Genomic DNA, 26,117 nt, shown 5'->3' on the forward strand with positions numbered 1-26,117 from the left:
CCCGGCCCGCGTCCGCCTGGGACACCCGCACCCGACCACGAAAGCCGCACGTGCGGCGCACCCTCCGCTTCCGGGGCGGCTCCACCCCCGACGCCCCACGACCAGCGGCCGCCGACGGCGAGAGGCCCCACAAGGGCCACCCGCACCCGACGGCGAAAGCCGCACGAGTGGTGCGGGTGGGACCACAATCGACCGAAGGCGAAGCCGAGGCCGAATCCGGACCCCGTCCGCACAACCATCCCGCCCGGTCGACCGTCGTAGTCACCATGCTGCGCGCGTTCCTCAGGACCGCGGCCACCCGGGCCCGCTCGCGGACCTCACGGCCCGCCCAAGACGACGACGTGCTCCTCGACGCCCCCGACGACCGCCTCGCCCCCGCCCTCCTCGCCGCGGCCCGCGGCGAGCACACCCCCGCGGCCGGTCTCCTCGCCGGCACCCGTGAGGACGCGGAGTGGGAGCACCGCGACCGGTACACCACGCGTCTCGCCGCCTTCTCCCGCTCCCGTTCCGAGTGGCTCGAGACCTGGCGTGCCACCGCCCCGGAGGACCCCGGCGCCCCGCTGGTAGCGGCGCGCCTGGCGGTGGCCCGCCACTGGGACTCACCGGACCGTGCCGAGCTGCTGCGCGGGCTCGTGCCCGCGGTGACCGCGGCGGCCGAGGCGGCCGGACCCGACCCGGTGCCGTGGCGCACGGCGCTGGACGCGGCGCGGGGCGCCGGTGCCGGACACGCCGAGTTCGAGCGGCTGTGGGGACAGGCGGTCCGCCGCTCCCCGCACCACTACGGCTGCCACGTCGCCGCCCTGGAATACCTCGCCGCCGCCTCACCCGGCGCCCACCGCGAATGCCTGGACTTCGCCGAGACGGCCGCGCAGGACGCCCCCGAGGACGCCCTGGTCCGGGCGCTGCCGCTGCGGGCGGCCTTCACCTGTCTGCGGGCCGCCGGCGCCGACGTCGGCGCCGCGACCGGCGCGCCCCCGCGTGACCTCCGTGTCCGTCTGGACGCGGCCGCCGACCGCGCGGTCGCCCTGTCGGCGGCCCACCCGGCGGCCGACCCGTGGGCGGCGGAGCTGCGGAACCTGCTGGTCTACGTCCTCGTGCGCCTGGACCGGCTCGCGGACGCGGCGGAACAGCTGCGGCTGACCGGCCCGTACGTCACGTCCTTCCCGTGGGACCGGGAGACGGACGATCCACTCGGCCGCTTCCTCCAGGTGCGCGCCGATGTCCTCGCGGCCGTGGCCGCCGCGCCGCCGAGGACGGGTTCGGGCCATCCACGAAGTGGGCGGGGCGGACGCGTCGGTCGCGGCGACCATTAGGCTTCTGCGTCGTGACCACCGTCCGGCTCCCCCTCTTCCCCTTGAACTCCGTCCTGTTCCCGGGGCTGGTGCTCCCCCTCAACATCTTCGAGGAGCGCTATCGCGCCCTGATGCGCGAACTGCTGAAGACCTCCGAGGACGAACCCCGGCGGTTCGCCGTCGTGGCGATCCGCGACGGCTACGAGGTGGCCCAGAGCGCTCCCGGCCTGCCCGACCCGACGGCCACGCCGGAACGCGGGCCGACGGCCGGGTTCGGCTCCGATCCGCTGAAGGCGTTCCACAAGGTGGGCTGCATCGCGGACGCCGCGACGATCCGCGAGCGGGCCGACGGCACCTTCGAGGTGCTGGCGACCGGCACGAACCGGGTGCGCCTGGTCTCGGTGGACGCGTCGGGCCCCTTCCTGACGGCGGAGCTGGAACCGCTGCCGGAGGAACCGGGCGACGAGGCCGGCGCGCTGGCCGAGGGCGTCCTGCGGTCCTTCCGGCAGTACCAGAAGCGGCTGGCGGGGGCGCGCGAGCGGTCGCTGGCCACCGGCGCCGAGCTGCCGGACGAACCGGGCGTGGTCTCGTACCTGGTCGCCGCCGCGATGATGCTCGACACACCGACGAAGCAGCGTCTGCTCCAGGCTCCGGACACCGCGTCCCGCCTGAGGGACGAGCTGAAACTCCTTCGCTCCGAGACCGCCGTCATCCGTACGCTGCCGTCCCTGCCCGCGTCGGAACTGACGCGCGGCCCGACGAGTCTCAACTGAGGTACCGGCCCGTATGGCGAAGAAGTCGAAGAAGCAGCAGTCCGGCGGCACCCCCGCGACGGTGGCACTCACGGCGGCCGGGGTGACGTACACCGTGCACGCCTACGAGCACGACCCCGCGCACCCGTCCTACGGCGAGGAGGCGGCCGAGGCGATGGGTGTCTCCCCGGAGCGGGTCTTCAAGACGCTGGTGGCGGACGTCGACGGCGCCCTGACGGTCGCGGTGGTGCCGGTGGCGGGCCAGCTGGACCTGAAGGCCCTGGCGGCCGCGGTGGGCGGCAAGCGCGCGGCGATGGCCGACCCGGCGCTGGCCGAGCGCACCACGGGCTATGTGCGGGGCGGCATCTCGCCCCTGGGCCAGCGCAAACGGCTCACGACGGTCCTGGACGCGTCGGCCTCGGAGCACGCGACGATCTGCGTCTCGGCGGGCCGCCGCGGCCTGGAGGTCGAGCTGTCCCCCGACGACCTCGCCAAGCTGACCGACGCGGTCCGCGCGCCGATCGGCCGCGTGTAACCACTCGACGAGGGCGCCGTTCTCGGCCAATCAGACAGAACATGTCGAAGAGAACGCGCAAACGCAAGTGGCGCACCAGGAAGGGACGGGCGAACCACGGCCGCCGCCCCGCCTGGACCAGGCGACGGCGACGAGACCCGCGTCGGCTCGGCGGGAGCTACGCCGGCTTGTCCCCGTACGGCGCGGGCCAGGGGTCCGGCTCCGGGTCCCTGGGGCCGAACAGTCCGGTCAGTCCCAGGTGGACGACGAGCGCCGCCAGTGACCAGGCCAGCAGCGCGCCCTTCGCGCCCAGCTTCAGCGGCGCGTCGAACGTCACGCCCTTGCCCACGTCCTTCGCGTGCGCGATCACGTCCTGTGCGGGTCCGAGCCACACGCCGACCCGCCACGCCAGGAGCGAGCCGAGCAGTCCGCCGACGCCCAGCGCCACCACCAGCGGCACGCCGCCGCGCCGCCGCAGCAGGAAGGCCACGAGCCCGCTGAGCGCCCCGAACGCCAGCGCGAGCAGCGTGAACGTTCCGTCGACGCCGATCGCCTGCTCGCCCTCGGACTCCTTGAGGAAGACCACCCAGCGCTCGTCGACCACGTCGCCGACCAGCGGCACGGTCGGGGCCAGCTTCCACCACAGCACGCCCAGCAGCACACCGGAGAGCGCGATCGCCAGCACGGCCACGGCGGCCTGCCGCACTTCGGTCAGCATCCCGGGGCCGTCCTGTTCGCCGTGGTGGTCGTACGGTGCGCCGGGCGCGGTTCCCACCGCGTGCGCGCCGACGGGCGGCGGCACCGGCCCACCCCGGTACGGCGGGCGTTCGTTCGGTGGGGGTGGCGGATTCAGAGGAGCGGTCACCGTGCCATCGTGCCAAACCCGCCGGTGCGGCACATCACCGGACGGCCGCCCTGCGGTACGCCCAGGTGGCGACGGCCAGGGAGATCACACCGACCCCGGCGCACACCGCGAGGTCCCCGAGGACGAAGGCCCAGTCGGGCCGCTCCCCGAAGGTGCGCGCGAACGCCTCCACGCCGTACGTCGAGGGCAGCAGGTCCCGGACCAGCCGGACCGCCTCCGGCATCCGCTCCGCCGGCAGCACGCCCAGCAGCAGCGCCGCCGACATGCCCAGCTGGCCCAGCAGCGTGGCGAACTCGGGCCGGGGCGCGAGCAGGCCGAGGGCCGCGCCCAGTCCGGCGAGGGCGGCGCCCGCCAGCGGGATCACCGCCACCAGCACCCACAGATGCGTCATCGGCAGCCCGTACAGCAGACAGCCGAACACCGCCGTCACGACGGTCCCGGGCACCGTGAAGGACGCGTACGCGCCCGCCGCGCCCAGCACCACGGCGGCCGGCGGCACCGGCAGGGTCGCGTAGTGGTCGAGGCCACCGCTGGCCCGCAGCTGCCCGAAGTACTGGGCGAGCAGGTTCAGCGCCACGAAGGCCACGACGAGCACCGCCGAACCGGCGACCACGGCCCGGGCCTCGCCGCCGCCGTCCACCACGCCGCGCATCAGGATCATGATGCCGACCGACTGGAAGGTGGCCACGAAGAGCAAGGGGATGCGCGCGACCCGCGCCCGGGAGAGCTGCGCCCGGTACACGGCCACCAGGGAGGGCCACAGCCGCGCCCTGGGGCCCAGCTCGGCGGCGTCCTGCTCCTCGACGGCCAGGACGCCGCCCGTCAGGACATCGGCGGATACGACACTCACGTCGCGCTGCTCCCCTTCGTTGGGGTCGTTGGAGACGGTCGCCCCGACGGGTACGGATGCGGCGGCCGATGTGCTCACCGTGCGTGCGCTCAAGCCCTCACCAGCCCCTGCCGCGCCGCGCCGCCCAGTGCCAGGTATACGTCCTCCAGGCTGGGCGTGGCCAGGGTGAAGTCGTCGAGCGCGGCGAAGGCCGCACCGCCGGTGACGGTGGCGACGACCGCGCGGGCCTCCTCGGGGGCCAGGCGCAGCGTCCAGCGCCGCCCCGACTCGACGACGCGGTCGCGCAGGGCGGCGACCTCCGGAACGTGCAGGGGGGCCGTCTCGCGCCACACCAGGTCGACCCGGACCTCGCCGGCGACCTTCTCCTTGAGCCCGGAGGGGGTGTCGCAGGCGATGACGCGCCCCCGGTCGAGGACGGCGACCCGGTCGAGGACAGTCTCGGCCTCGATGACGTTGTGGGTGACGAGCAGGACGGTGGTGCCGCGCTCCGCTCGCCGCCGGTCGACGGCCGCCCACACCGCGCGCCGGGCCACCGGGTCCATGCCGGTGGTCGGCTCGTCCAGCACGAGCAGCGGGCGCTCCCCCACCAGCGCGGAGGCGAAGCAGGCGAGGCGGCGCTGGCCACCGGAGAGCTTCTTGATCGGGCGGGCGGCCAGGGGGGTCAGGCCCAGCTCGTCGAGGACCGCGTCCCGCTCGGCGCGCGCCCGCCGCACCTCCAGGCCGCGCAGCCGCCCGGTGGTCTCGGCGGCGAGCGACACGGTCAGCTCGTCCAGGGCGCTGGACTCCTGTCCGAGGTAGGCGAGGATCCGGGCGGCCCGCTCGGGGTGGCGCACGACGTCGTGCCCGAGGATCTCCACGCTGCCGTGGTCGGGCCGCATGAGGCCGGTGAGCTGGCGTACGAGGGTGGACTTGCCGGCGCCGTTGGGTCCGAGCAGGCCGAAGATCTCACCGCGGCGGATGTCCAGGCTCACGTCGTCGGTGGCCCGCACCTCGGGGGTGGCGGGAACGCCGCGCCTGCCGCGCTGGGCCGGATAGGTCTTGGTCAGTCCGCGCACCGCGCACACGGCACCGCCACCGGGTCGTAGTGCCTGTGCCGCGCGCGTACTCACAAGGGACGAGACTACGGGGTCCGTCCCCCCGGCCCGCTCCCGGGTCCGCCCATAAGTGTCGATTCAGCCGGGGAGGCGCCGGAGCGTCTCACTCCGCCGCGGGGGTGCGTTCGGTCGCCGTCCGCACGTCGATCTCCCGCCAGAACCCGGCCCGGATCGCGTACCGGTCGTGCTCGTCGATCTGGTCGTCCTTGTGGGCCAGCAGCCCGAAGCGGGCCGCGTAGCGCAGCAGCTCCCCGTCGACGCGGTGCGGGATGCGCGGGTACATCCCGGAGAGTTTCTGCAGGTGGCCGTGGTCGCCGAGGCGCTCCAGCCAGCGGCGGGCGAAGACCTGACCGACCTCGTACGGGTCGCCGCCGACCGTGGTGATGTCCTCCTCGCGGTCGGCCCAGCGCTGCTCGGCCGTGGTGAGCTGGGCCAGCGTCGGCATGGAGGCGGCCTCGGACGGCTCGGCTCCGGGCCGGTCGACCCAGCCCTTGTCGGAGGACCAGCGCAGGGTGGCGGTGGTCGGCTGCGGGGCATGAGGGGCGCCGGGGGCGCGCAGGGCGGCCAGGTCCTTGGGGGTGGGCACGCCCTTGGCGGGCGGTACGCGCTCCTCCGCCCCGTTGCGCCCGGCGGCCGTCGTGGGGTGCTCGGGCTCCTGTGCGGGCCGTTCGGCGGTCGCCGCGAGGGCCGATTCGGGCAGCGGCGCGGAGAGGATCGCGGCGATCTCGGGGCGGGGCACGGGCGGCGGCGCGCAGATTCCGCCGAGTTCCTTGGCGCGTACCGCCTTGGTGATCCACGTACGGTCCAGGACGCGGCGTTCGTCGGCCTCGGCGACCAGGTCCTCGGACTGGTTGTAGTCGCCGTCGGCGGCCTGTACGGCCCACAGGTGGACGGCGACGCCGTGCTCCTTGGCGGCCATCATGCCGGGCAGCAGGTCGCCGTCGCCGGTCACCAGGACGACGTCGGAGCAGGCCCGGTTGCGGGCCAGCTCGGTCAGCTCGGCGTGCATGGCGGCGTCGACGCCCTTCTGCGCCCAGCGGCCGTCACTGCGCGTGAGGGCGCCCAGCCGGACGGTGACCCGGGGCATCACGCGCAGCCGGCGGTGCTCGGGCTGCGGGACGCGGTCGGGGGCGCCGTCGAACCAGTAGATGCGCAGCAGGGGCTGCCCGGTGTCGGACTCGGCGCGGTCGCGCAGCCCCTGGATGAGGGCGGCGTGGTCGACGGTGATGCGCGAGCGTGAGGGCTCCCCGGCGAGCAGACTCGCGGCGGCCCCCAGCAGATACCCGGCGTCCACCAGGACGATGCAGCGGTCCACGCGATCCACCCTCTTTCCGGGAGGTTTGCTTCGGGCTTCCTTCGAGTCTGCCCGACGGCGCGGAGGTTAACGGCCCGAACTCGATCTTCGGCGTGGCGTTTCGGCGGACCGGACCCCGACCAGCCGTGTCACACACGGTAATTGCCCGATATGCGTTCTTTATCGGCCTATGTGAACCTGGTTCCGTCGTTGGCCCCTAGATCCCCCTCAGGAGGTAGATCACCATGGCCAAGAACAAGAACAACCGTGACCGTAAGCAGCCCCATGCCGAGCGCGCCCCGCAGGCCGCCGAGTCGAACGTGCTGGAGCGCGAGGAGCAGCACTCCCCGCAGCTGACGACGCCCGGCGACGCCGCGTCGCGCAAGCGCCAGAAGCGCTTCGGCCACAACTGAGCCGCACCACGGCGACAACTGACATCCGCGGTACGGGCCGTTGCGGCCCGCACGACGAGGGGCGCGCCCGGCAGACCGGGAGCGCCCCTCGCTCACTTCGGGCCGAGCCCCCGGAGCCCGGTCAGCCCGCCAGGCAGGACGGCCCGAGCAGCACCTTCAGGTCGCCGAAGAGCGCCGGATCGGGCTTGACCCGGTGCCGGTCCAGCCGGAGCACCGTCGTCTTCGTCGGGCCCTGGAGCTTGATCCGCACCTCGCTGTCGCCCCGGTGGTGGGTGAGGATCTCGCCGAGACGGCTGACCATCGGCGGCGTGATGCGGGTGGCCGGGATGGTGAGGACCACGGGCGCGTTGGTGCCCGCGTTGGACAGGTCGGGGACCTGGAGCTCCATCGCGACCAGCCGCGGCACGTCCTCCCGCTTGTCCAGCCTGCCCTTGACGAAGACCACGGCGTCCTCGACGAGTTGGGTGGACACCAGCTGGTAGGTCGCCGGGAAGAACATGCACTCCAGCGAGCCGGCCAGGTCCTCGACGGTGGCGATGGCCCAGGCGTTGCCCTGCTTGGTCATCTTGCGCTGGAGGCCGGAGATGATGCCGCCGATGGTGACGACCGCGCCGTCCCCGAAGTCACCGCCGGTGAGCTGGGAGATGCCCGCGTCGGCCTTGTCGGACAGCACGTGCTCCAGGCCGAAGAGCGGGTGGTCGGAGACGTAGAGACCGAGCATCTCCCGCTCCTGGGCGAGCAGATAGGTCTTGTCCCACTCGTCCTCGCCGAAGACGACGTCGAGTCCGAACCCCGGCTCGTCGTTCTGCTCGTCGCCCATGCCGCCGAAGAGGTCGAACTGCCCCTCGGCCTCCTTGCGCTTGACCGCGACCACGTTGTCGATCATCGGTTCGTACTGCGCGGTGAGGCCCTTGCGGGTGTGCCCCATCTCGTCGAAGGCGCCGGCCTTGATCAGCGACTCGGTGGTCCGCTTGTTGCAGACGACCGCCTCGACCTTGTCCAGGTAGTCGGGGAAGGAGACGTACTTCCCCTTCGCCTTGCGGCACCTGATGATCGACTCGACGACGTTGGTGCCGACGTTGCGGACGGCGGAGAGGCCGAAGAGGATCACGTCGTCGCCCTGGGCGGCGAAGTTCGACATGGACTCGTTGACGTTGGGCGGCAGGACCTTGATGCCCATGCGCCGGCACTCGTTGAGGTAGACGGCCGACTTGTCCTTGTCGTCCTTGACCGAGGTGAGCAGGGCCGCCATGTACTCGGCCGGGTAGTTGGCCTTGAGGTACGCCGTCCAGTACGAGACCAGGCCGTACGCGGCGGAGTGCGCCTTGTTGAAGGCGTAGCCGGCGAAGGGGACCAGGACGTCCCACAGGGCCTGGATGGCCTCGTCGCTGTAGCCCTTCTTGCGGGCGCCCTCCTGGAAGAGGACGAAGTTCTTCGCCAGTTCGTCGGGCTTCTTCTTGCCCATCACGCGGCGCAGGATGTCGGCCTCGCCGAGCGAGTAGCCCGCGATGATCTGGGCGGCCTTCTGCACCTGCTCCTGGTACACGATCAGGCCGTAGGTGACCGCGAGGACCTCCTGGAGGGGCTCCTCCAGCTCCTTGTGGATCGGCGTGATCTCCTGGAGGTTGTTCTTGCGCAGCGCGTAGTTGGTGTGCGAGTCCATGCCCATCGGGCCGGGACGGTAGAGCGCGGAGACGGCGGAGATGTCCTCGAAGTTGTCGGGCTTCATCAGCCGCAGCAGCGAGCGCATCGGTCCGCCGTCGAACTGGAAGACGCCGAGCGTGTCGCCGCGCTGGAGCAGGTCGAAGGTGGTCGGGTCGTCCAGCGGCAGGGACAGCAGGTCGAGGTCGACGCCCTTGTTGGACTTCACCATCTTGACGGCGTCGTCCATGATCGTGAGGTTGCGCAGGCCGAGGAAGTCCATCTTCAGCAGGCCGAGCGACTCGCACTGCGGGTAGTCCCACTGCGTGATGGTGACGCCGTCGGTGTGCCGCACCCAGATCGGGGCGTGGTCGACGATCGGCTCGCTGGACATGATCACGCCGGCCGCGTGGACGCCCATCTGCCGGACCAGGCCCTCGACGCCCTTGGCGGTGTCGATGACCTTCTTCACGTCCGGCTCGTTCTCGTACATCGAGCGGATCTCGCCGGCCTCGCTGTAGCGGGGGTGGGTCGAGTCGGTGATGCCGTTGAGGTCGATGCCCTTGCCGAGGACGTCGGCGGGCATCGCCTTGGTGAGCCGGTCGCCCATCGCGTACGGGTAGCCCAGCACGCGCGCGGAGTCCTTGATGGCGTTCTTCGCCTTGATCTTGCCGTAGGTGCCGATCATGGCGACCTTGTCGGCGCCGTACTTCTCCGTCACGTACCTGATCACCTCGACGCGCCTGCGCTCGTCGAAGTCGATGTCGACGTCGGGCATGGAGACGCGCTCGGGGTTGAGGAACCGCTCGAAGATCAGGCCGTGCGGGATGGGGTCGAGGTCGGTGATGCCCATCGCGTAGGCCACGATCGAACCGGCGGCGGAGCCTCGGCCGGGGCCGACCGCGATGCCCTGGTTCTTGGCCCACATGATGAAGTCGGCGACCACGAGGAAGTAGCCCGGGAACCCCATCTGGATGATGACGTCCATCTCGTACTCGGCCTGCTTCTGGCGGTCCTCGGGGACCTGGCCCGCGAAGCGGCGCTCCATGCCGCGGCGGACCTCCTCCTGGAACCAGGTGACCTCGGTGAAGCCGTCGGGGATGTCGAACTTCGGCATGAGGTCGCGCTTCTCGAACATGCCGGTGGTGTCGATCATCTCGGCGATCAGGCGCGTGTTGGCGCAGCCCTCCTGCCAGGCGTCGGACGAGTCGATGGCGTACATCTCGTCCGTCGACTTCAGGTAGTAGCCGGTGCCGTCGAAGCGGAAGCGGTCCGGGTCGGAGAGGTTCTTGCCGGTCTGGATGCACAGCAGCGCGTCGTGGGCGGTCGCCTCGTGCGCGTAGGTGTAGTGCGAGTCGTTGGTGACCAGGGGCGGGATGCCGAGCTTGCGGCCGATCTCCAGCAGGCCGTCACGGACCCGGTGCTCGATCTCGATGCCGTGGTCCATCAACTCCAGGAAGTAGCGGTCCTTGCCGAAGATGTCCTGGTAGTCGGCGGCCGCCTTCAGCGCCTCGTCGAAGTGGCCGAGGCGCAGCCGGGTCTGGACCTCGCCGGAGGGGCAGCCGGTGGAGGCGACGATGCCCTCGGACCACTGGGAGATGGTCTCCTTGTCCATCCGGGGCCACTTCTGCAGCCAGCCCTCGGCGTAGGCGTCCGAGGAGAGCTTGAAGAGGTTGTGCAGTCCGGTCCGGTTGGTCGCCCACATCGTCTTGTGGGTGTAGCCGCCGGAACCGGAGACGTCGTCCCGCTTCTGGTGCGGCTGGCCCCACTGGATCTTGCGCTTGTTCCGCCGCGACTCGGGGGCGACGTACGCCTCGATGCCGATGATCGGGGTGACTCCGGCTTTCTTCGCGGAGTGGAAGAAGTCGTACGCCCCGTGCAGGTTGCCGTGGTCGGACATGGCGATGTGCGACATGCCCATCTCGTTGCAGGCCTCGAACATGTCCTTGAGCCGCGCGGCACCGTCCAGCAGCGAGTACTGGGTGTGGACGTGCAGGTGCGTGAACGGCGGCTTGGACACGTGCGGCCTCCATGGATTCGATTGCTGTGGCGCGTAGCGCCTCGATGAGGGGCGGTGGTCGGGCGACGGGTGGGCGACGGGCTGCGGTCAGTCCGGGGGGTCAGCGTCGAAGTCTATGCCTCGGCACTGACACTCCGAGGCCCCCCACGCGTACCTTCGTGGGCGGGCACTCCCTCACCCCTTCGGACGTTGGGCCGTGGGGGGAATCCGCTCCACCCGTCAGGCACCACCCCGCACCAGGAGGCACCAGGCATGTCGGTCCCGCAGCTCAACGAGGAGCACCGCGGCGAGGAGATCCTCGCCGTCTTCGACACCGCCTTCGGCCAGCTGCTGGCCGCGGACCCGGCGGCGTTCCGCGTGAAGTTCCGGAAGATGGCGGCCTCGGCCTTCGCGTTCTACCGGGGCACGGCATGCCTCTTTTACCACGATTTGACCGTGGACCGTGAGTTCGGTGGGCAGGACGGTGGCCCCTACCTGGACGAGCGGACCTCCCGGGTGTGGATCCACGGCGACCTGCACGCCGAGAACTTCGGCACGTACATGGACTCCACCGGCCGGCTGATCTTCAACGTCAACGACTTCGACGAGGCCTACGTCGGCCCCTTCACCTGGGACCTCAAGCGCTTCGCCGCCTCCATCGCGCTGATCGGGTACGCGAAGGCGTTCAGCGACGAGCAGATCACCGAGCTGGTGCGGGTGTACGCGGGCGCGTACCGCGAGCGGATCCACGCCCTGGCCACCGGCGCCAAGAGCGACGAGGTGCCGCCCTTCACGCTGGACACCGCGGAGGGGCCGCTGCTGGGCGCGCTGCGGGTGGCCCGCTCCCTGACCCGCTTCGGGCTGCTGGACTCGATGACCGAGATCCGCGACTTCGAGCGACGCTTCGCCCCCGGCGGCGGCGCCGTCGAGCTGGACGCCGCCACCCGCTACAAGGTGCTCGCGGCCTTCGACGGCTACCTGGAGACGCTCCCGGAGTCCTCCCTGGCCCGCCCCGACTCCTACCGCGTCAAGGACGTCGTGGGCCGCCGGGGCATCGGCATCGGCTCGGCCGGCCTGCCCTCGTACAACATCCTTCTGGAGGGCAACAGCGACGCCCTGGAGAACGACGTCGTGATCTACATCAAGCAGGCCCAGACCCCGGCGGTCTCGCGGCACATCACCGACCCGGCGATCCGGGACTACTTCCAGCACGAGGGCCACCGCACGGTGATCTCCCAGCGCGCCCTGCAGGCGCACGCCGACCCGTGGCTGGGCTGGACCGAGCTGGACGGCTCCGGCCAGCTGGTCGCCGAGGTCTCGCCGTACGCCGTCGACCTGGACTGGGGCGACATCGACGACCCGGAGGAGATCGCCGAGGTCGTCGCCGACCTGGGCCGGGCCACGGCCACCATGCACGCGGCGGCCGACGACCAGTCCGGTGAGTCGCTGGTGCCGTTCTCCACCGAGCGGGCGATCGACGCGGCGATCGCGGCCGACGAGGAGAATTTCGCCCCCCTGCTGACCGACTTCGCGCACCGGTACGGCGCACGCGCGCGTGCCGACCACCAGACCTTCGTCGACCTCTTCCGCAACGGCCGCATTCCGGGTCTGTAACCTTCGGCGCTCTCACAGGAACCCTTTAGGGGTCCCTTACCGGACCCCGTGACACACTCTTCTACTGCTATGGACATATCCGGAACCCCGCTCAGAGCCGTACGCGCGGCGCTGTTCACGGCACTCGTCGTGACCCTCAGCACCGCGTCGCACGTTCTGCTGTCCGGGGTTCCGCTGCCGCTGCCCACGGTGGCCGCCGTCGCCGCCGCCGTGTTCCTGATCGCGTACGCCCTGGCCGGGCGGCGCGAGCGCGGCTTCGGGCGGATCGCCGCCCTGCTGATCCCGCTGGAGCTTGCCGCCGACACGGTCTTCACCACCGGTCAGCACGTCTGCTACGGCCGGGCGGGCGGTCCCGTCGCGGGCCCGCTGCGCTCCGTCGGCTTCGACGTGCTGTGCGGCGACGGCACCGGCCTCCACGCGGGCGTGACCGCGCCGCTGACCCGGGTGACCGGCGCCGAGACCGACCGGATGGCGGCGCTGCTCGCCGACGCCGATCCCGGCACCGCCTGGCTGCTGCTCGGCGCGCACGTCGGGGTCGGGCTGCTCGCCGCGGCCTGGCTGCGGCGGGGCGAGAAGGCGCTGGCCCAACTGCTCGGCGCGGTGGCCGCGACCACCTTCCGGCCGCTGCTGATCGCGGTCGCGGCCGTGTCCGTCCGCCGCGCCCCGGCGGTGCGCCGCCCGGCCGTCCCGGCCGGCCGCACCACCGGCGCCCGCGAGCGGATCCTCACGTACTCCCTGGGACGTCGCGGACCGCCGTGCGCGGCCGCCCTCGTGTGACCCGTCACCGGACCTCACCGAGCACCGCAGCCCCCCTTACGAGTTTCCGCACACGCCCGTGTGCGCGTCCCCGGAGAGATCACCATCATGAGCAAGCGGAACAGCCAGGCGGCGAAGACGGCGGCCCGTGAGCGCCTGCGCCAGGAGCGCGAGCGTCAGGCCAAGCGCGACAAGGTCAAGCGGCAGGGCATCGTGGCCGCCGCCATCGTCGGCGTGCTGGCGATAGCCGGCGGCATCAGCTACGCCGTCGTCCAGGGCAACCAGCCCTCGAAGTGGGAGGCGGCCGCCGACGCCAAGGTGGTGGCCCCGGCCAACACCTCGGGCAAGGACGGCACCACGGTCACCATGGGCGAGTCCAAGACCGACAACACCGTCCACCTCTACGAGGACCCGCGCTGCCCGGCCTGCGCCTCCTTCGAGCAGAACATCGGCGAGACCGTCAACAAGGGCATGGAGGACGGCGACTACAAGCTCTCCTTCACCATCGGCACCTTCCTCGACGGCAACCTGAGCGGCGAGGGTTCGAAGAACGCGCTCAGCGCCCTCGGCGCCGCGCTCAACGTCAGCCCCGAGGCGTTCATCGACTACAAGACCGCCCTGTACTCCTCCGAGTACCACCCGGAGGAGTCCAGCGACGAGTTCGCCAAGGACGACTACCTGATCAAGGTGGCGAACTCGGTCGACGCCCTGAAGAACAACAAGAAGTTCCAGGACGCCGTCGAGAAGGGCACCTACGACGCCTGGGCGATGCGGATGAGCAAGTCCTTCGACACCGCCGAGGGCGTCCAGTCGACCCCGACCATCAAGATCAACGACAAGGTGATCGAGAACCCCAGCTCGGTCGCCGACTGGGAGAAGGCGCTCAAGGACGCCAAGGTCACCAAGTGACCCCCGCACGGGGGTGACGCCGCACCGACGCACGACGAACGAGCGGGCGAACTTTTACGAGTTCGCCCGCTCGCGCGCATACCGATCAGTAACCTGATCGTCCGTGACCAGTCGACACAGATCGTCCGAGATTCCCGTCCCGTCGCCCGCCGAGTCCGCGGGCGCCCGAACTCCGAGCCGCCGTACGGTCGTCAAGGCCGCGGCGGCCGGCGCCGTCCTGGCCGCCCCGCTCGCCGCCGCCCTGCCCGCGGGCGCCGCCGACACCGCCCCGGCCTTCCTGCACGGCGTCGCCTCCGGCGACCCGCTGCCCGACGGCGTCCTGCTCTGGACCCGCGTGACGCCGGCGCCCGAGGCCATACCGGGGTCGGGAGCCGGTCCCGACACCGCGGTGAGCTGGGTCGTCGCCACCGACAAGGCCCTCACGAACATCGTCGCCAAGGGCTCCGTCACCGCGACCGCGGGCTCCGACCACACCGTCAAGGCGGACGTCCGCGGTCTCGCCCCCGCCACGGACTACTGGTTCCGCTTCTCCGCGGGCCCCACCGACTCCCCCGTCGCCCGCACCCGCACCGCGCCGGCGGCCGACGCGGCCGTCTCCGGGCTGCGGTTCGGCGTCGTCTCCTGCGCCAACTGGGAGGCCGGGTACTTCTCGTCGTACCGCCATCTCGCGGACCGCGGCGACCTGGACGCCTGGCTGCACCTGGGCGACTACATCTACGAGTACGGCACCGGCGAGTACGGCACCCGGGACACCGTTGTACGGCCGCACGCCCCGGCCCACGAGATCCTCACCCTCGCCGACTACCGCGCACGGCACGGCCGGTACAAGACCGACCCCGACCTCCAGGCGCTGCACGCCACCGCGCCGGTCGTGGCCATCTGGGACGACCACGAGATCGCCAACGACACCTGGTCGGGCGGCGCCGAGAACCACACCGAGGGCACCGAGGGCTCCTGGGCGGCGCGTCAGACCGCCGCCAAGCGGGCCTACTTCGAGTGGATGCCGGTGCGCCCGGCGATCGCCGGCACCACCTACCGGCGGCTGCGCTTCGGCAAGCTGGCCGACCTGTCGCTGCTGGACCTGCGCACCTACCGCTCCCAGCAGGTGGGCATCGGCGAGGGCGAGGTCGACGACCCGGACCGCACCGTGACCGGCCGCGCCCAACTGGACTGGCTCAAGTCCGGCCTCGCCGCCTCGGACACCGCCTGGCGGCTGGTCGGCAACCCGGTGATGATGTCGCCGTTCGCGATCGGCTCGCTCTCCGCCGAGCTGCTCAAGCCGCTCGCCGAGCTGCTCGGCCTGCCCAGGGAGGGCCTCGCCCTCAACACCGACCAGTGGGACGGCTACACCGACGACCGCCGGGAACTGCTGGCGCACCTGCGCGCGAACGCCGTCCGCAACACCGTGTTCCTCACCGGCGACATCCACATGGCGTGGGCCAACGACGTGCCGTACAACGCCGGCACGTACCCGCTGTCCGCCTCCGCCGCCACGGAGTTCGTCGTCACCTCGGTGACCTCCGACAACCTCGACGACATCGTGAAGGTCCCCGAGGGCACCGTCTCGGCGATCGCGGCACCGGTCATCCGGGCCGCGAACCGGCACGTGCACTGGGTCGACACCGACCGGCACGGCTACGGCGTGCTGGACATCACGGCGGAGCGCGCGCAGATGGACTACTACGCCGTCTCAGACCGCACCGACCCGGACGCCACGTCCCGGTGGGTCCGCTCCTACCGCACCCGCAGCGGCACCCAGCGGGTGGAGCGCGTCTACTCGCCCGCCTGAGCCGTCTCCTCCCTAAGCGAGTCGAGGAAGCCGAGCGCCACCCGCCAGGTGGCCTCGGCCGCCTCCTCGTCGTAGTCCGGCAGCTCGGGGTCGGTGTAGAGGTGGCCCGCCCCCGGGTAGCGGTGGACCTCCACGTCGGCGCCGATCCGGCCCATCTGGAGATACCAGGCGCTGAGCCAGTCGTCCGTCTCGAAGGCGTCCGGCTCGGCCACGTGCAGCTGGACCGGCAGGTCGTCGACCGCGGCGTTGGCCGCGATGTCCGAGGTGCCGTGCAGCAGGAGCAGTCCGCGCGCCCGGTGGTCGCCGAGGGCGAGGGTCTGGGCGATGGACGCGCCGAGGGAGAACCCGGCGTACACCAGTCCCCGCTCGGAATACGGGGCGGCGGCCAGCACGGCCCGCTTGAGCAGTTCCTCCCGGCCGATCCCGTCCTGGTGGGCCATGCCCTCCTCGACCGTGTCGAAGGTCCGGCCCTCGTAGAGGTCCGGGGTCCAGACCTGGTGCCCGGCGTCGCGCAGCCGGTCGGCGGCCTGCCGCACCGCGGGCCTCGGGCCGAGGGTCGAGTGAAAGAGCACGATGTTCATGAGGCCATGGTGCCAGCCGGGTGTGACAGCGCGATGCGCGAAGATCCCCCGGGCGGGACGGAAGTCACAGGTTCACGGCACGCCGCGGGCGGTTACGTTCGAGGGCATGGAGACGATACTCCGCCCGCTGATCGTGGTCGGCGGCTCCGTCCTGCTGACGCTGGTCATCGGCTGGGCCACCGACCTGTTGCTGCGCAAGGCCGACGGACGGCACCCCGAGACACCGCTGTGGGGGCTGCTGCGCCGTGCCCGCATCCCTTACCAGGTGATGCTGTGCGCCGCCCTGCTGAGAGGGTCCTACGTAGAGGCACAGGTGTTCCCGGACCACCGGTCGGACGTCGGCCGGCTGCTGACGCTGTTGCTGATCGGCTCGGTGGCCTGGCTGGTGATCCGGATCGCCGCCGCGGTCGTCGAGACGTCGTACTCCCGCTACGCGCACGCCCACTCCCAGCGGAACCCCGCCCGGGTCCGCCGGGTGCGCACCCAGGTGTCGCTGATCATGCGGGTGGTCACGGCGGTCGTCGGCGTGGTCGCCGTGGCCTCGATGCTCCTCACCTTCCCCGCCATGCGCGCGGCGGGCGCCTCGCTGCTGGCCTCGGCCGGACTGCTCGGCATCGTGGCCGGCATAGCCGCGCAGTCCACGCTGAGCAACATGTTCGCCGGGTTCCAGATCGCCTTCGGCGACATGGTGCGCATGGGCGACACGGTCGTGGTGGACGGCGAGTGGGGCACCGTCGAGGAGATCACGCTGACGTACCTGACGGTGCGCACCTGGGACGAGCGCCGGATCACCATGCCGGTGTCGTACTTCACCTCCAAGCCGTTCGAGAACTGGTCGCGCGGCACCCCGCAGATGACCGGGACCGTCTTCTGGCACCTCGACCACACGGCGCCCCTGGACCGGATGCGCGAGCGGCTGCGCGACCTGCTGCGCGAGTGCCCGGCCTGGGACGGACGGGACTACAACCTGACGGTCACGGAGACGACCCAGAACACCATGCAGGTGCGGGCCCTGGTGACGGCGAAGGACGCGGACGACATCTGGACGGTACGGGTCACGGTCCGTGAGGGGATGATCCGCTGGCTGGCCGAGGAGCACCCCTACGCCCTGCCGCGGGTCAACACGGCGGACGCGGCCCCGCGGCCGTCCCGCGACGGCGTCCACCGGCCCCGCCGCTCCTCCGACGGGGGCATCCGCCGCTTCCCGGAGCACCCCACCAAGAACCTGTGACCGCCGCGCGCCCGGGCGGGGCTCAGCGCAGGCTGCGCACGTCCAGGTGGCGCAGCACCCGGTCCACGATCTCCGGGTCGGAGCCGGGTTCGCTGCGCGCCGCGAGGATCTCGTGCCGGGCGGCGCTGAGCATCTCGCCCTGGATGCGCCGGATCCGCTTGATCCGCCGCGCCCGCTGCTCCTGCGCCTCCCGGCGCTCCTCGTCCCCGAGGTCGGGGCTGATCCGCACCCCGATGTCGTAGGCGCGGCGCAGCATCTGCTCGGCCAGCTCGTCCGGCAGTTCCTCCACCGCCTCGATCTCCTTGAGCCGCTGCTTGGCCGCCTTGGCCGCCCGCAGGCCCAGCTCCTTCTCGTAGGCCTGCTCCCGCTCGGTGTCCGCCCGTACCCCGAGCCGGCCCACCAGCCAGGGCAGCGTGAGCCCCTGGAGCAGCAGGGTGACCATGATCACCCCGAAGGCGATGAAGATGATCTCCTCCCGGTTGGGGAAGGCCGCTCCCTCCTCCGTCTCCAGCGGGATCGCGAGGGCCAGCGCGACCGAGGCCACGCCGCGCATCCCGGCCCACCACATGACGACGGTCTCCCGCCAGCTCGTCGGGATGTCCTCGTCCTGGTCGCGTCTGGCGTGCAGCCGCTGGGTCAGCCAGGTGGCGGGCAGCAGCCACAGCAGCCGGACCAGGATGACGACGGCGCTGACCGCGGCCGCCCAGCCCAGCAGCTCGGTCCAGCGGCCGGAGGCCGTGCGGATCGCGTTGTGCAGTTCGAGACCGATCAGCCCGAAGGCCACGCCGGTGACCAGGGTGTCGACGACGTCCCACACCGTGTGCCCGGCGAGCCTCGTCATCACGTCGTCCGCGTCCGAGGCGTACTCGGCGAGGAACATCGCGGTGGTGAGCACGGCGAGCACCCCCGAGCCGTGCAGTTCGTCGGCGGCCACGTAACTCACGAACGGCACCAACAGGGTCAGGCCGATCTGCAGTGTCGGGTCTTCCAGGAGGCTCATCAGCCTGTTGGAGCCCCAGCCCAGCGCGAGTCCCACGGCGACGGCGACGACGGCGGACAGCACCAGGTCGAGCCCGGCCTCCCAGGCCGAGAAGGTGCCGCTGACGGCCGCGGCGATGGCCACGTGGTAGAGGACGATCGCCGTGACGTCGTTGAACAGCCCCTCGCCCTCCAGGATGGACACCAGGCGGCGCGGCAGCCCCAGCTGGCCGGCGACGGCGGTCGCCGCGACCGGGTCGGGCGGTGCCACCAGTGCGCCCAGCGCGAAGGCGGCGGCGATCGGCAGCCCCGGGACGATCGCGTGGGCGACGGTGGCCACGCACGCCATGGTGACGAAGACCAGCGCGACCGCCAGCAGGAAGATCGGGCGCTTGTTGGCCGCGAACTGCCGCCAGGAGGTGCGCCGCACGGCCGCGTACAGCAGCGGCGGCAGCAGTGCGGGCAGGATGAGTTCGGGCGGGATGTCGACGTTGGGCACGAAGTCGAGCAGGGCGAGGACGATCCCGAGGACCGTCATCAGGACCGGTGCCGGCAGCCCGAGCCGGGCACCGAGGGGGACGCTCAGCAGGGCCCCGAGCAACAGCATGAACAACAGGGCCAACTGATCCACGGTCACCGCTCCGGTGGGGTCTCGGTATGGGCACGGCGGACCTCAAGCCTGCCACGCCACCCGCCCCACCAGCCTGTTCCGCGCCTCTGGTTACAGGGCGCGCCGCATCGCGCGGTGGGGGATCCCGGCGTCGGGAAACTCGGGTCCGTACGCCACGTACCCCAGCCGCTCGTAGAAGCCCAGGGCGTGGGTCTGCGCGTGCAGGTCCACCGCGGTGAGCCCACGCGCGCGTGCCGCGTCCTCCACGGCCCGCACCAGGGCGGCGCCGACGCCGAGACCGCGGGCCGCCGCGGTCACCGCGAGCCGGCCGAGCGAGCCGACGGCCGGGTCGCCGTCGCCGTTCTTCGCGGCCGCCGCCGCACCGTGCAGAAGCCGGCCGGTGCCCAGGGCCCCGCCGTCCTCCCGGACCGCGAGGACGTGCACGGCGTCCGCGTCGTAGGCGTCGTACTCGATGTCCTCGGGGACCTTCTGCTCGGCGACGAAGACGTCCTTGCGCACCGCGAAGCAGGCCTCCCGGTCGGCCGGGTCCTCGGCGACGCGCACCACGTAGGCAGGGGCCGGGTCCGGGGCGCTCATCCGTAGGTCTCCTCGCGGACCAGGTCGAGGGCCAGCTGGAGGTCCTCGGGGTAGTCGCTGGCGTACTCCACCCAGTCGCCGGTGCCCGGGTGCTCGAAGCCGAGCCGGACCGCGTGCAGCCACTGGCGGGTCAGGCGCAGCCGCTTGCCGAGCACGGGGTCGGCGCCGTACGTCAGGTCGCCGACGCAGGGGTGGCGGTGGGCGGCCATGTGGACACGGATCTGGTGGGTGCGGCCGGTCTCCAGCTTCACGTCGAGCAGGGAGGCGGCGCGGAATGCCTCGATGAGGTCGTAGTGCGTGACGGAGGGCTTGCCCTCGGCGGTGACGGCCCACTTGTAGTCGTGCTGCGGGTGGCGGCCGATGGGGGCGTCGATGGTGCCGCTGGTGGGATCGGGGTGGCCCTGCACGAGCGTGTGGTAGCGCTTGTCGACCGTGCGCTCCTTGAACTGGCGCTTGAGCGAGGTGTACGCGCGCTCCGACTTGGCCACCGTCATCAGGCCGGAGGTGCCGACGTCGAGACGGTGCACGATGCCCTGGCGCTCGGCGGCGCCGGAGGTGGAGATGCGGTACCCGGCGGCGGCCAGTCCGCCGATGACGGTCGGCCCGCTCCAGCCCGGGGACGGGTGGGCCGCGACGCCGACGGGCTTGACGATCACGACCACGTCCTCGTCGTCGTGGACGATCTCCATGCCCTCGACGGGCTCGGCGACGATCTGCACGGGCGCGGGCGCCTGCGGCATCTCGACCTCCAGCCAGGCGCCGCCGTGCACCCGCTCGGACTTGCCGACCACCGATCCGTCGACCTGCACCTTGCCCGCCGCGGCGAGCTCCGCGGCCTTGGTACGGGAGAAGCCGAACATGCGGGAGATGGCGGCGTCGACGCGCTCGCCCTCCAGGCCGTCGGGCACGGGCAGGGTGCGGATCTCGGGAATCGTGCTCACCCGTCGAGTATGCCGGACGGGTCGGACACTCCCGAACGCGCGCTCAGTCCTTGTGGACGGTCCCGTCCGGGTCCAGCCCCCGGAAGGAGAGGATCACGATCAGGATGCCGCCGCACACGATCGCCGAGTCGGCGAGGTTGAAGACGGCGAAGTGCTTGGGCGCGATGAAGTCCACGACCGCGCCCTTGAAGACGCCGGGCGAGCGGAAGATCCGGTCGGTGAGGTTGCCCAGGGCACCGCCGAGCAGCAGACCGAGCGCGACCGCCCACGGCAGGCTGTAGAGCTTGCGCGCGAGGCGGGCGATCACGACGATCACGGCGGCCGCGATGACCGTGAAGATCACCGTGAAGGCCTCGCCGAAGCCGAAGGCCGCGCCCGCGTTGCGGATGGCCGCGAACCTCAGCCAGTCCCCGATGATCTCGATCGGTTCGTTGTGCTCCAGCTTGGCGACCACGATCATCTTGCTGACCAGGTCGAGCAGGTACGCGAACGCGGCGACCGCGAACAGCACGGCGATCCGCCGCCTGCCCCGAGGCCGCTCCGGAGCGCCCCCCTGACCGGCGTCGGGCCGTTCCTGCCCGTCCCCCGCCGCGTCCGGGGTGTCCGGCGTACCGATGATGCGCTCCGCCTCTGCCACGTGAGTCCCTCAGCCTAGGTACCTGACTGAGGACGAGGGTACGGCACACTTTCCGTCCCGTACGTGCTCAGGACCCATACCTGCGCTCGGTGGCGGCGGATCAGTACCGGCGCTCCTGCTTCTGCTTGCACTCGACGCACAGGGTCGCCCTGGGGAACGCCTGCATGCGCGCCTTGCCGATGGGGTTGCCGCAGTTCTCGCACAGGCCGTAGGTGCCCGCGTCCAGGCGTTCCAGGGCGTGCTCGGTCTGGGTGAGCACCTCGCGCGCGGTGGCCGCCAGCGCCAGCTCGTGCTCGCGCGTGATGTTCTTGCTGCCGGTGTCGGCCTCGTCGTCGCCCGCGCCGTCTCCGGAGTCCCGCATCATGCCCTGGAGCGACCGCTCGGCGGAGTCGATCTCGGTGCGCAGCCGGTCGGCCTCCGACTGGAGCCCGCCGCGCGCCTCCTCGACCTCTTCCGGGGTCCAGGGCTCCTCACCGGGGCGTACCGCGAGGTCACCAGGGCCCGCAGCGGCGCCGCGGGCCTTGGGAACGGCGGTCTTGGCCGCCGTGGCCGTGCCAGGAGTCTTCTTCGCAACCACCGTCGTGGCTCCCGTCTGCTCCGCGGCCCGCGCCGCGTCCACCTTCTTGGCCGTGCTCTTCTTCGCCGTGCTCTTCTTCGCCGTGCTCTTCTTGGCGGTGCTCTTCTTGGCCGCGGTCTTCTCCGCGGCGCCCGTCGTCCTGTCGGACGTGGTCTTCTTCGCAGCCGTCTTCTTCGCAGCCGTCTTCTTGGCGGCTGTCTTCCCGGCCGTCGTCTTCTTGGCGGCGGTCTTCTCCGCAGCCGCCTCCGACTGCTCTTCGGCGGTCTTCTTCGCCACCATGGCCGCGGCCCCTTCACATATTGTGATCTTGCGCGCGAATCGTGCTGGGACGATAAATCGACTCGGGTCCCGCGGCAACGGGGCACGCCGCCCGATTCGCCGGCCCGCCGTGCGCCACGCGGCGAGCATGCATGCGTTGTGCCCAGCTCCCCGCCGGGTAATCCGCCCGGACGGCGTCCGGCCGGGCCGCCCGGGCGCCGCACGCGCGCCGGCGGCATTCGGGTCACACCGGGCCCCACCGGGGCCGTGCGGCGCCCACCGCTCCGGCCCCCGCGAAATCGGGTCGGCCGCTGTCCGCGCGGCGCCGTACACTGGGCGGAGCGAAAAGCGTGGATGGGGACGAGTAGCGGCGTCAGCAGCCCAGAGCGACCCGGGGACGGTGTGAGCCCGGGGGCGAGCGCGACGTGAAGATCACCCCGGAGCCGCCGGAAGAAAGCCGTGACCGACGAGCCGCGGCGAGTAGAACCGGTTCGCGACCCCAATGAGGGGGCTGTCCGGCGCACACGACGCACCGGGGAGCCAAGGAGGGTGGTACCGCGGGAGCACGTCTCTCGTCCCTCCGACGGAAGGCAGCACGTCCGCCGGAGGAAGCTCGTTGAATACGCAGCCGCAGTACCGCCAGGTGCCCGCCCAGGTCGACCTGCCCGCGCTCGAACACGCGGTGCTCGACTTCTGGCGCGAGCAGAAGATCTTCGCCAAGAGCCTGGAGCAGTCCGAGGGCCGCCCCGAGTGGGTGTTCTACGAGGGCCCGCCCACCGCCAACGGCATGCCCGGCGCCCACCACATCGAGGCGCGCGTCTTCAAGGACGTCTTCCCCCGGTTCCGCACCATGCGCGGCTACCACGTGGGCCGCAAGGCCGGCTGGGACTGCCACGGCCTGCCGGTGGAGCTGGCCGTCGAGAAGGAGCTGGGCTTCTCCGGCAAGCAGGACATCGAGGCGTACGGCATCGCCGAGTTCAACGCCAAGTGCCGCGAGTCGGTGACCCGCCACACCGACGCCTTCGAGGAGCTCACGACCCGCATGGGTTACTGGGCCGACCTCCAGGACCCGTACCGCACGATGGACCCCGAGTACATCGAGTCCGTCTGGTGGTCGCTGAAGGAGATCTTCAACAAGGGCCTGCTGGTCCAGGACCACCGCGTCGCCCCCTGGTGCCCCCGCTGCGGCACCGGCCTGTCCGACCACGAGCTGGCGCAGGGCTACGAGACGGTCGTCGACCCGTCCGTCTACGTCCGCTTCCCGCTCACCTCCGGCCCGCTGGCCGGCGAGGCCGCCCTCCTGGTGTGGACGACCACCCCCTGGACGCTGGTCTCGAACACCGCCGTGGCCGCTCACCCGGAGGTCACCTACGTCGTCGCGACCAACGGCGACGAGAAGGTCGTCGTCGCCGAGCCCCTGGTCGCCAAGGCCCTCGGCGAGGGCTGGGAGACCACCGGGCAGTCCTTCACCGGCGCCGACATGGAGCGCTGGACGTACCAGCGCCCCTTCGAGCTGGTCGAGTTCCCGGAGCCGGCGCACTACGTCGTCAACGCCGACTACGTCACGACCGAGGACGGCACCGGTCTCGTCCACCAGTCCCCCGCCTTCGGTGAGGACGACCTCAAGGTCTGCCGCGCCTACGGCCTGCCGGTGGTCAACCCGGTCCGCCCCGACGGCACCTTCGAGGAGGACGTCCCACTGGTCGGCGGCGTCTTCTTCAAGAAGGCCGACGAGAAGCTGACCGAGGACCTGGACACCCGCGGCCTGCTCTTCCGGCACATCCCGTACGAGCACAGCTACCCGCACTGCTGGCGCTGCCACACCGCGCTGCTGTACTACGCGCAGCCGTCCTGGTACATCCGCACCACGGAGATCAAGGACCGCCTCCTGGAGGAGAACGAGCGGACCAACTGGTTCCCGGACTCCGTCAAGCACGGCCGCTACGGCGACTGGCTGAACAACAACATCGACTGGGCGCTCTCCCGCAACCGCTACTGGGGCACCCCGCTGCCCATCTGGCGCTGCGAGGACGACCACCTCACCTGCGTGGGCTCGCGCGCCGAGCTGACCGAGCTGACCGGCACCGACCTGTCCGGCCTCGACCCGCACCGCCCGTACATCGACGACGTCACCTTCGCGTGCCCGCAGGACGGGTGCGGGAAGGCGGCCACCCGCGTGCCCGAGGTGATCGACGCCTGGTACGACTCGGGTTCCATGCCGTTCGCGCAGTGGGGCTACCCGTACAAGAACAAGGAACTGTTCGAGTCCCGCTACCCGGCGCAGTTCATCAGCGAGGCCATCGACCAGACCCGCGGCTGGTTCTACACGCTGATGGCGGTCGGCACCCTGGTCTTCGACAAGTCCTCCTACGAGAACGTCGTCTGCCTCGGCCACATCCTCGCCGAGGACGGCCGCAAGATGTCCAAGCACCTGGGCAACATCCTCCAGCCGATCCCGCTGATGGACCAGCACGGCGCCGACGCGGTCCGCTGGTTCATGGCGGCCGGCGGCTCCCCCTGGGCGGCCCGCCGGGTCGGCCACGGCACGATCCAGGAGGTCGTCCGCAAGACGCTCCTCACCTACTGGAACACGGTCGCCTTCCAGGCCCTGTACGCCCGCACCTCGGGCTGGGCGCCGAGCGAGGCCGACCCGGCCCCGGCGGACCGCCCGGTCCTGGACCGCTGGCTGCTCTCGGAGCTGCACGCGCTGACCGACCAGGTCACCCAGGCACTGGACGCGTACGACACCCAGCGCGCCGGCAAGCTGCTGTCCGCGTTCGTCGACGACCTGTCCAACTGGTACGTCCGCCGCTCCCGCCGCCGCTTCTGGCAGGGCGACAAGGCCGCGCTGCGCACGCTGCACGAGGTCGTGGAGACGGTGACCAAGCTGATGGCGCCGCTGACCCCGTTCATCACCGAACGGGTCTGGCAGGACCTGGTCGTGTCCGTCGACCCGAGCGCCCCGGAGTCGGTCCACCTGTCCTCCTGGCCGGAGGCCGACCTCTCGGCGATCGACCCCGAGCTGTCCAGGCAGATGGTCCTGGTCCGCCGCCTGGTCGAGCTGGGCCGCGCGACCCGCGCCGAGTCGGGCGTCAAGACCCGGCAGCCGCTCAGCCGCGCGCTGATCGCGGGCGCGGGCTTCGACACGCTCTCCCCCGAGCTGCACACCCAGATCACGGAGGAGCTGAACGTCGAGTCGCTCGCATCGCTGAGCGAGGTCGGCGGCTCCCTGGTCGACACGACCGCCAAGGCCAACTTCCGGGCGCTGGGCAAGCGGTTCGGCAAGCGGGTCCAGGACGTGGCGAAGGCCGTCTCGGCGGCGGACGCGGCCGCCCTCTCCCTCGCCCTGCGCGAGGGCACGGCCTCGGTCGAGGTCGACGGCGAGACCGTCACCCTCGCCCCCGACGAGGTGATCATCACCGAGACGCCCCGCGAGGGCTGGTCGGTCGCCTCCGACGCGGGTGCGACGGTGGCGCTCGACCTGGAGATCACGGAGGAGCTGCGCCGCGCGGGCCTCGCCCGGGACGCCATCCGCCTGATCCAGGAGGCCCGCAAGAACAGCGGCCTCGACGTCGCCGACCGGATCGCCCTGCGCTGGACGGCCACCGACCCGGCGACGATCGCCGCGCTGACCGGCCACTCGGGGCTGATCGCCGACGAGGTCCTCGCCACGGACTTCGTGCAGGGCGAGGCGGACGACACGTACGGGACGCCGTTCACGGACGAGGGCCTGTCCCTGACGTTCCGCCTGCGCAAGCAGTAGCAAGGAGAACGACGAGGGCCCGCCTCCCCCTGCCGGGGAGGCGGGCCCTCGTCGTCGCACCACTGGAAGGCATCGGGCAAAAGGGCGGGCCCCGGGTCAGAAACCCGGGGCCCGCCCTGAACGCTGCCGACTGCTACGCCGTACTACCTACCGGACGTCGGT

The 26,117-nt window shown here is 71.7% G+C and carries 21 protein-coding genes; 10 read left to right on the top strand and 11 right to left on the bottom strand.

Translation table 11 applies throughout. From position 1 onward, the window contains the following. Positions 1-266 precede the first annotated feature (266 nt). Genes OIE75_RS09615 through ybaK form a run of 3 tightly spaced genes read left to right on the top strand, consistent with a single transcriptional unit; the run spans position 267 to position 2,579 of the window. On the top strand, positions 267-1,313 hold the full coding sequence (locus OIE75_RS09615) for a hypothetical protein (RefSeq protein WP_329470342.1): 1,047 nt from the start codon (positions 267-269) through the stop codon (positions 1,311-1,313). Between the two features lie 11 nt (positions 1,314-1,324). Beyond that, positions 1,325-2,065 carry an LON peptidase substrate-binding domain-containing protein gene (locus OIE75_RS09620; protein WP_307011365.1) on the top strand — a complete coding sequence of 247 codons (741 nt, stop codon included), beginning with the start codon at positions 1,325-1,327 and terminating at the stop codon, positions 2,063-2,065. A gap of 13 nt (positions 2,066-2,078) precedes the next feature. Next, positions 2,079-2,579 carry a Cys-tRNA(Pro) deacylase gene (gene ybaK, locus OIE75_RS09625; RefSeq protein ID WP_307011367.1) on the top strand — a complete coding sequence of 167 codons (501 nt, stop codon included), beginning with the start codon at positions 2,079-2,081 and terminating at the stop codon, positions 2,577-2,579. A gap of 157 nt (positions 2,580-2,736) precedes the next feature. Here ybaK and OIE75_RS09630 read toward each other — a convergent pair whose 3' ends face one another. The 4 genes from OIE75_RS09630 to OIE75_RS09645 all read right to left on the bottom strand — a co-directional run bounded on the left by OIE75_RS09630 (position 2,737) and on the right by OIE75_RS09645 (position 6,682). Next, positions 2,737-3,423: an AAA family ATPase gene (locus OIE75_RS09630; protein ID WP_307011369.1), complete on the bottom strand. Its 687-nt coding sequence runs from the start codon at positions 3,421-3,423 to the stop codon at positions 2,737-2,739. A gap of 34 nt (positions 3,424-3,457) precedes the next feature. Further along, complete coding sequence (locus tag OIE75_RS09635) at positions 3,458-4,273, bottom strand: ABC transporter permease (protein ID WP_307017836.1); 816 nt, start codon at positions 4,271-4,273, stop codon at positions 3,458-3,460. A gap of 89 nt (positions 4,274-4,362) precedes the next feature. Then, entirely contained in the window at positions 4,363-5,337 is a 975-nt protein-coding gene (locus OIE75_RS09640; protein ID WP_307017838.1) for an ABC transporter ATP-binding protein, read from the bottom strand. A 133-nt stretch (positions 5,338-5,470) separates the two neighbouring features. Next, the gene (locus OIE75_RS09645) at positions 5,471-6,682 is read right to left on the bottom strand and encodes an NYN domain-containing protein (RefSeq protein WP_329470343.1); all 1,212 of its coding nucleotides are present in this window, start codon (positions 6,680-6,682) and stop codon (positions 5,471-5,473) included. A gap of 224 nt (positions 6,683-6,906) precedes the next feature. Here OIE75_RS09645 and OIE75_RS09650 point away from each other — a divergent pair, with 224 nt between their 5' ends. Beyond that, positions 6,907-7,074, top strand: a complete 168-nt coding sequence (locus OIE75_RS09650) for a hypothetical protein (protein WP_307011372.1) — start codon at positions 6,907-6,909, stop codon at positions 7,072-7,074. A 121-nt stretch (positions 7,075-7,195) separates the two neighbouring features. On the opposite strand, the gene dnaE is transcribed toward OIE75_RS09650, so the two are convergent. Continuing rightward, positions 7,196-10,735 carry a DNA polymerase III subunit alpha gene (dnaE, locus tag OIE75_RS09655; RefSeq protein ID WP_307011373.1) on the bottom strand — a complete coding sequence of 1,180 codons (3,540 nt, stop codon included), beginning with the start codon at positions 10,733-10,735 and terminating at the stop codon, positions 7,196-7,198. A gap of 252 nt (positions 10,736-10,987) precedes the next feature. Here dnaE and OIE75_RS09660 point away from each other — a divergent pair, with 252 nt between their 5' ends. From OIE75_RS09660 to OIE75_RS09675, 4 genes are all read left to right on the top strand, one after another. Then, positions 10,988-12,328 carry a DUF2252 domain-containing protein gene (locus tag OIE75_RS09660; protein ID WP_307011374.1) on the top strand — a complete coding sequence of 447 codons (1,341 nt, stop codon included), beginning with the start codon at positions 10,988-10,990 and terminating at the stop codon, positions 12,326-12,328. Between the two features lie 69 nt (positions 12,329-12,397). Then, positions 12,398-13,105 carry a hypothetical protein gene (locus tag OIE75_RS09665; protein WP_329470345.1) on the top strand — a complete coding sequence of 236 codons (708 nt, stop codon included), beginning with the start codon at positions 12,398-12,400 and terminating at the stop codon, positions 13,103-13,105. Positions 13,106-13,192: 87 nt separating this feature from the next. Further along, complete coding sequence (locus OIE75_RS09670) at positions 13,193-13,993, top strand: DsbA family protein (protein ID WP_122614996.1); 801 nt, start codon at positions 13,193-13,195, stop codon at positions 13,991-13,993. 103 nt (positions 13,994-14,096) lie between these two features. Continuing rightward, positions 14,097-15,782 carry an alkaline phosphatase D family protein gene (locus OIE75_RS09675; RefSeq protein ID WP_329470347.1) on the top strand — a complete coding sequence of 562 codons (1,686 nt, stop codon included), beginning with the start codon at positions 14,097-14,099 and terminating at the stop codon, positions 15,780-15,782. Here OIE75_RS09675 and OIE75_RS09680 read toward each other — a convergent pair. After that, positions 15,767-16,408, bottom strand: a complete 642-nt coding sequence (locus tag OIE75_RS09680; protein WP_329473957.1) for a dienelactone hydrolase family protein — start codon at positions 16,406-16,408, stop codon at positions 15,767-15,769. The genes OIE75_RS09675 and OIE75_RS09680 overlap by 16 nt on opposite strands. Before the next feature lie 61 nt (positions 16,409-16,469). Here OIE75_RS09680 and OIE75_RS09685 point away from each other — a divergent pair, with 61 nt between their 5' ends. After that, complete coding sequence (locus tag OIE75_RS09685) at positions 16,470-17,594, top strand: mechanosensitive ion channel family protein (RefSeq protein ID WP_307011381.1); 1,125 nt, start codon at positions 16,470-16,472, stop codon at positions 17,592-17,594. A gap of 22 nt (positions 17,595-17,616) precedes the next feature. Here the strand turns inward: OIE75_RS09685 and OIE75_RS09690 are convergent, their stop codons facing one another. The 5 genes from OIE75_RS09690 to OIE75_RS09710 form a co-directional block, all read right to left on the bottom strand. Then, entirely contained in the window at positions 17,617-19,203 is a 1,587-nt protein-coding gene (locus OIE75_RS09690) for a Na+/H+ antiporter (protein WP_307011382.1), read from the bottom strand. Positions 19,204-19,293: 90 nt separating this feature from the next. Next, a complete protein-coding gene (locus OIE75_RS09695) occupies positions 19,294-19,779 on the bottom strand; it encodes a GNAT family N-acetyltransferase (protein ID WP_307011384.1) in 486 nt (161 codons plus the stop codon). Then, positions 19,776-20,720, bottom strand: coding sequence for an RluA family pseudouridine synthase (locus OIE75_RS09700; protein WP_307011385.1), 945 nt, complete (start codon positions 20,718-20,720; stop codon positions 19,776-19,778). Before OIE75_RS09700 ends, OIE75_RS09695 begins: the two co-directional genes overlap by 4 nt. A gap of 43 nt (positions 20,721-20,763) precedes the next feature. Beyond that, the gene (gene lspA / locus OIE75_RS09705) at positions 20,764-21,357 is read right to left on the bottom strand and encodes a signal peptidase II (RefSeq protein ID WP_329470348.1); all 594 of its coding nucleotides are present in this window, start codon (positions 21,355-21,357) and stop codon (positions 20,764-20,766) included. A 100-nt stretch (positions 21,358-21,457) separates the two neighbouring features. Further along, a complete protein-coding gene (locus OIE75_RS09710) occupies positions 21,458-22,213 on the bottom strand; it encodes a TraR/DksA family transcriptional regulator (protein ID WP_307011388.1) in 756 nt (251 codons plus the stop codon). A 595-nt stretch (positions 22,214-22,808) separates the two neighbouring features. Here OIE75_RS09710 and ileS point away from each other — a divergent pair. Further along, entirely contained in the window at positions 22,809-25,955 is a 3,147-nt protein-coding gene (gene ileS, locus OIE75_RS09715) for an isoleucine--tRNA ligase (RefSeq protein WP_307011390.1), read from the top strand. Positions 25,956-26,117: the final 162 nt, after the last annotated feature.

The sequence above is a fragment of the Streptomyces sp. NBC_01723 genome (assembly GCF_036246005.1).
Lineage (GTDB): Bacteria > Actinomycetota > Actinomycetes > Streptomycetales > Streptomycetaceae > Streptomyces.

Coding starts and splice junctions, on each gene's coding strand:
- OIE75_RS09615 (WP_329470342.1), top strand. CDS start 267: ATGCTGCGCGCGTTCCTCAGGACCGCGGCCACCCGGGCCCGCTCGCGG.
- ybaK (WP_307011367.1), top strand. CDS start 2,079: ATGGCGAAGAAGTCGAAGAAGCAGCAGTCCGGCGGCACCCCCGCGACG.
- OIE75_RS09650 (WP_307011372.1), top strand. CDS start 6,907: ATGGCCAAGAACAAGAACAACCGTGACCGTAAGCAGCCCCATGCCGAG.
- OIE75_RS09660 (WP_307011374.1), top strand. CDS start 10,988: ATGTCGGTCCCGCAGCTCAACGAGGAGCACCGCGGCGAGGAGATCCTC.
- OIE75_RS09665 (WP_329470345.1), top strand. CDS start 12,398: ATGGACATATCCGGAACCCCGCTCAGAGCCGTACGCGCGGCGCTGTTC.
- OIE75_RS09670 (WP_122614996.1), top strand. CDS start 13,193: ATGAGCAAGCGGAACAGCCAGGCGGCGAAGACGGCGGCCCGTGAGCGC.
- OIE75_RS09685 (WP_307011381.1), top strand. CDS start 16,470: ATGGAGACGATACTCCGCCCGCTGATCGTGGTCGGCGGCTCCGTCCTG.
- OIE75_RS09695 (WP_307011384.1), bottom strand. CDS start 19,779: ATGAGCGCCCCGGACCCGGCCCCTGCCTACGTGGTGCGCGTCGCCGAG.
- OIE75_RS09710 (WP_307011388.1), bottom strand. CDS start 22,213: ATGGTGGCGAAGAAGACCGCCGAAGAGCAGTCGGAGGCGGCTGCGGAG.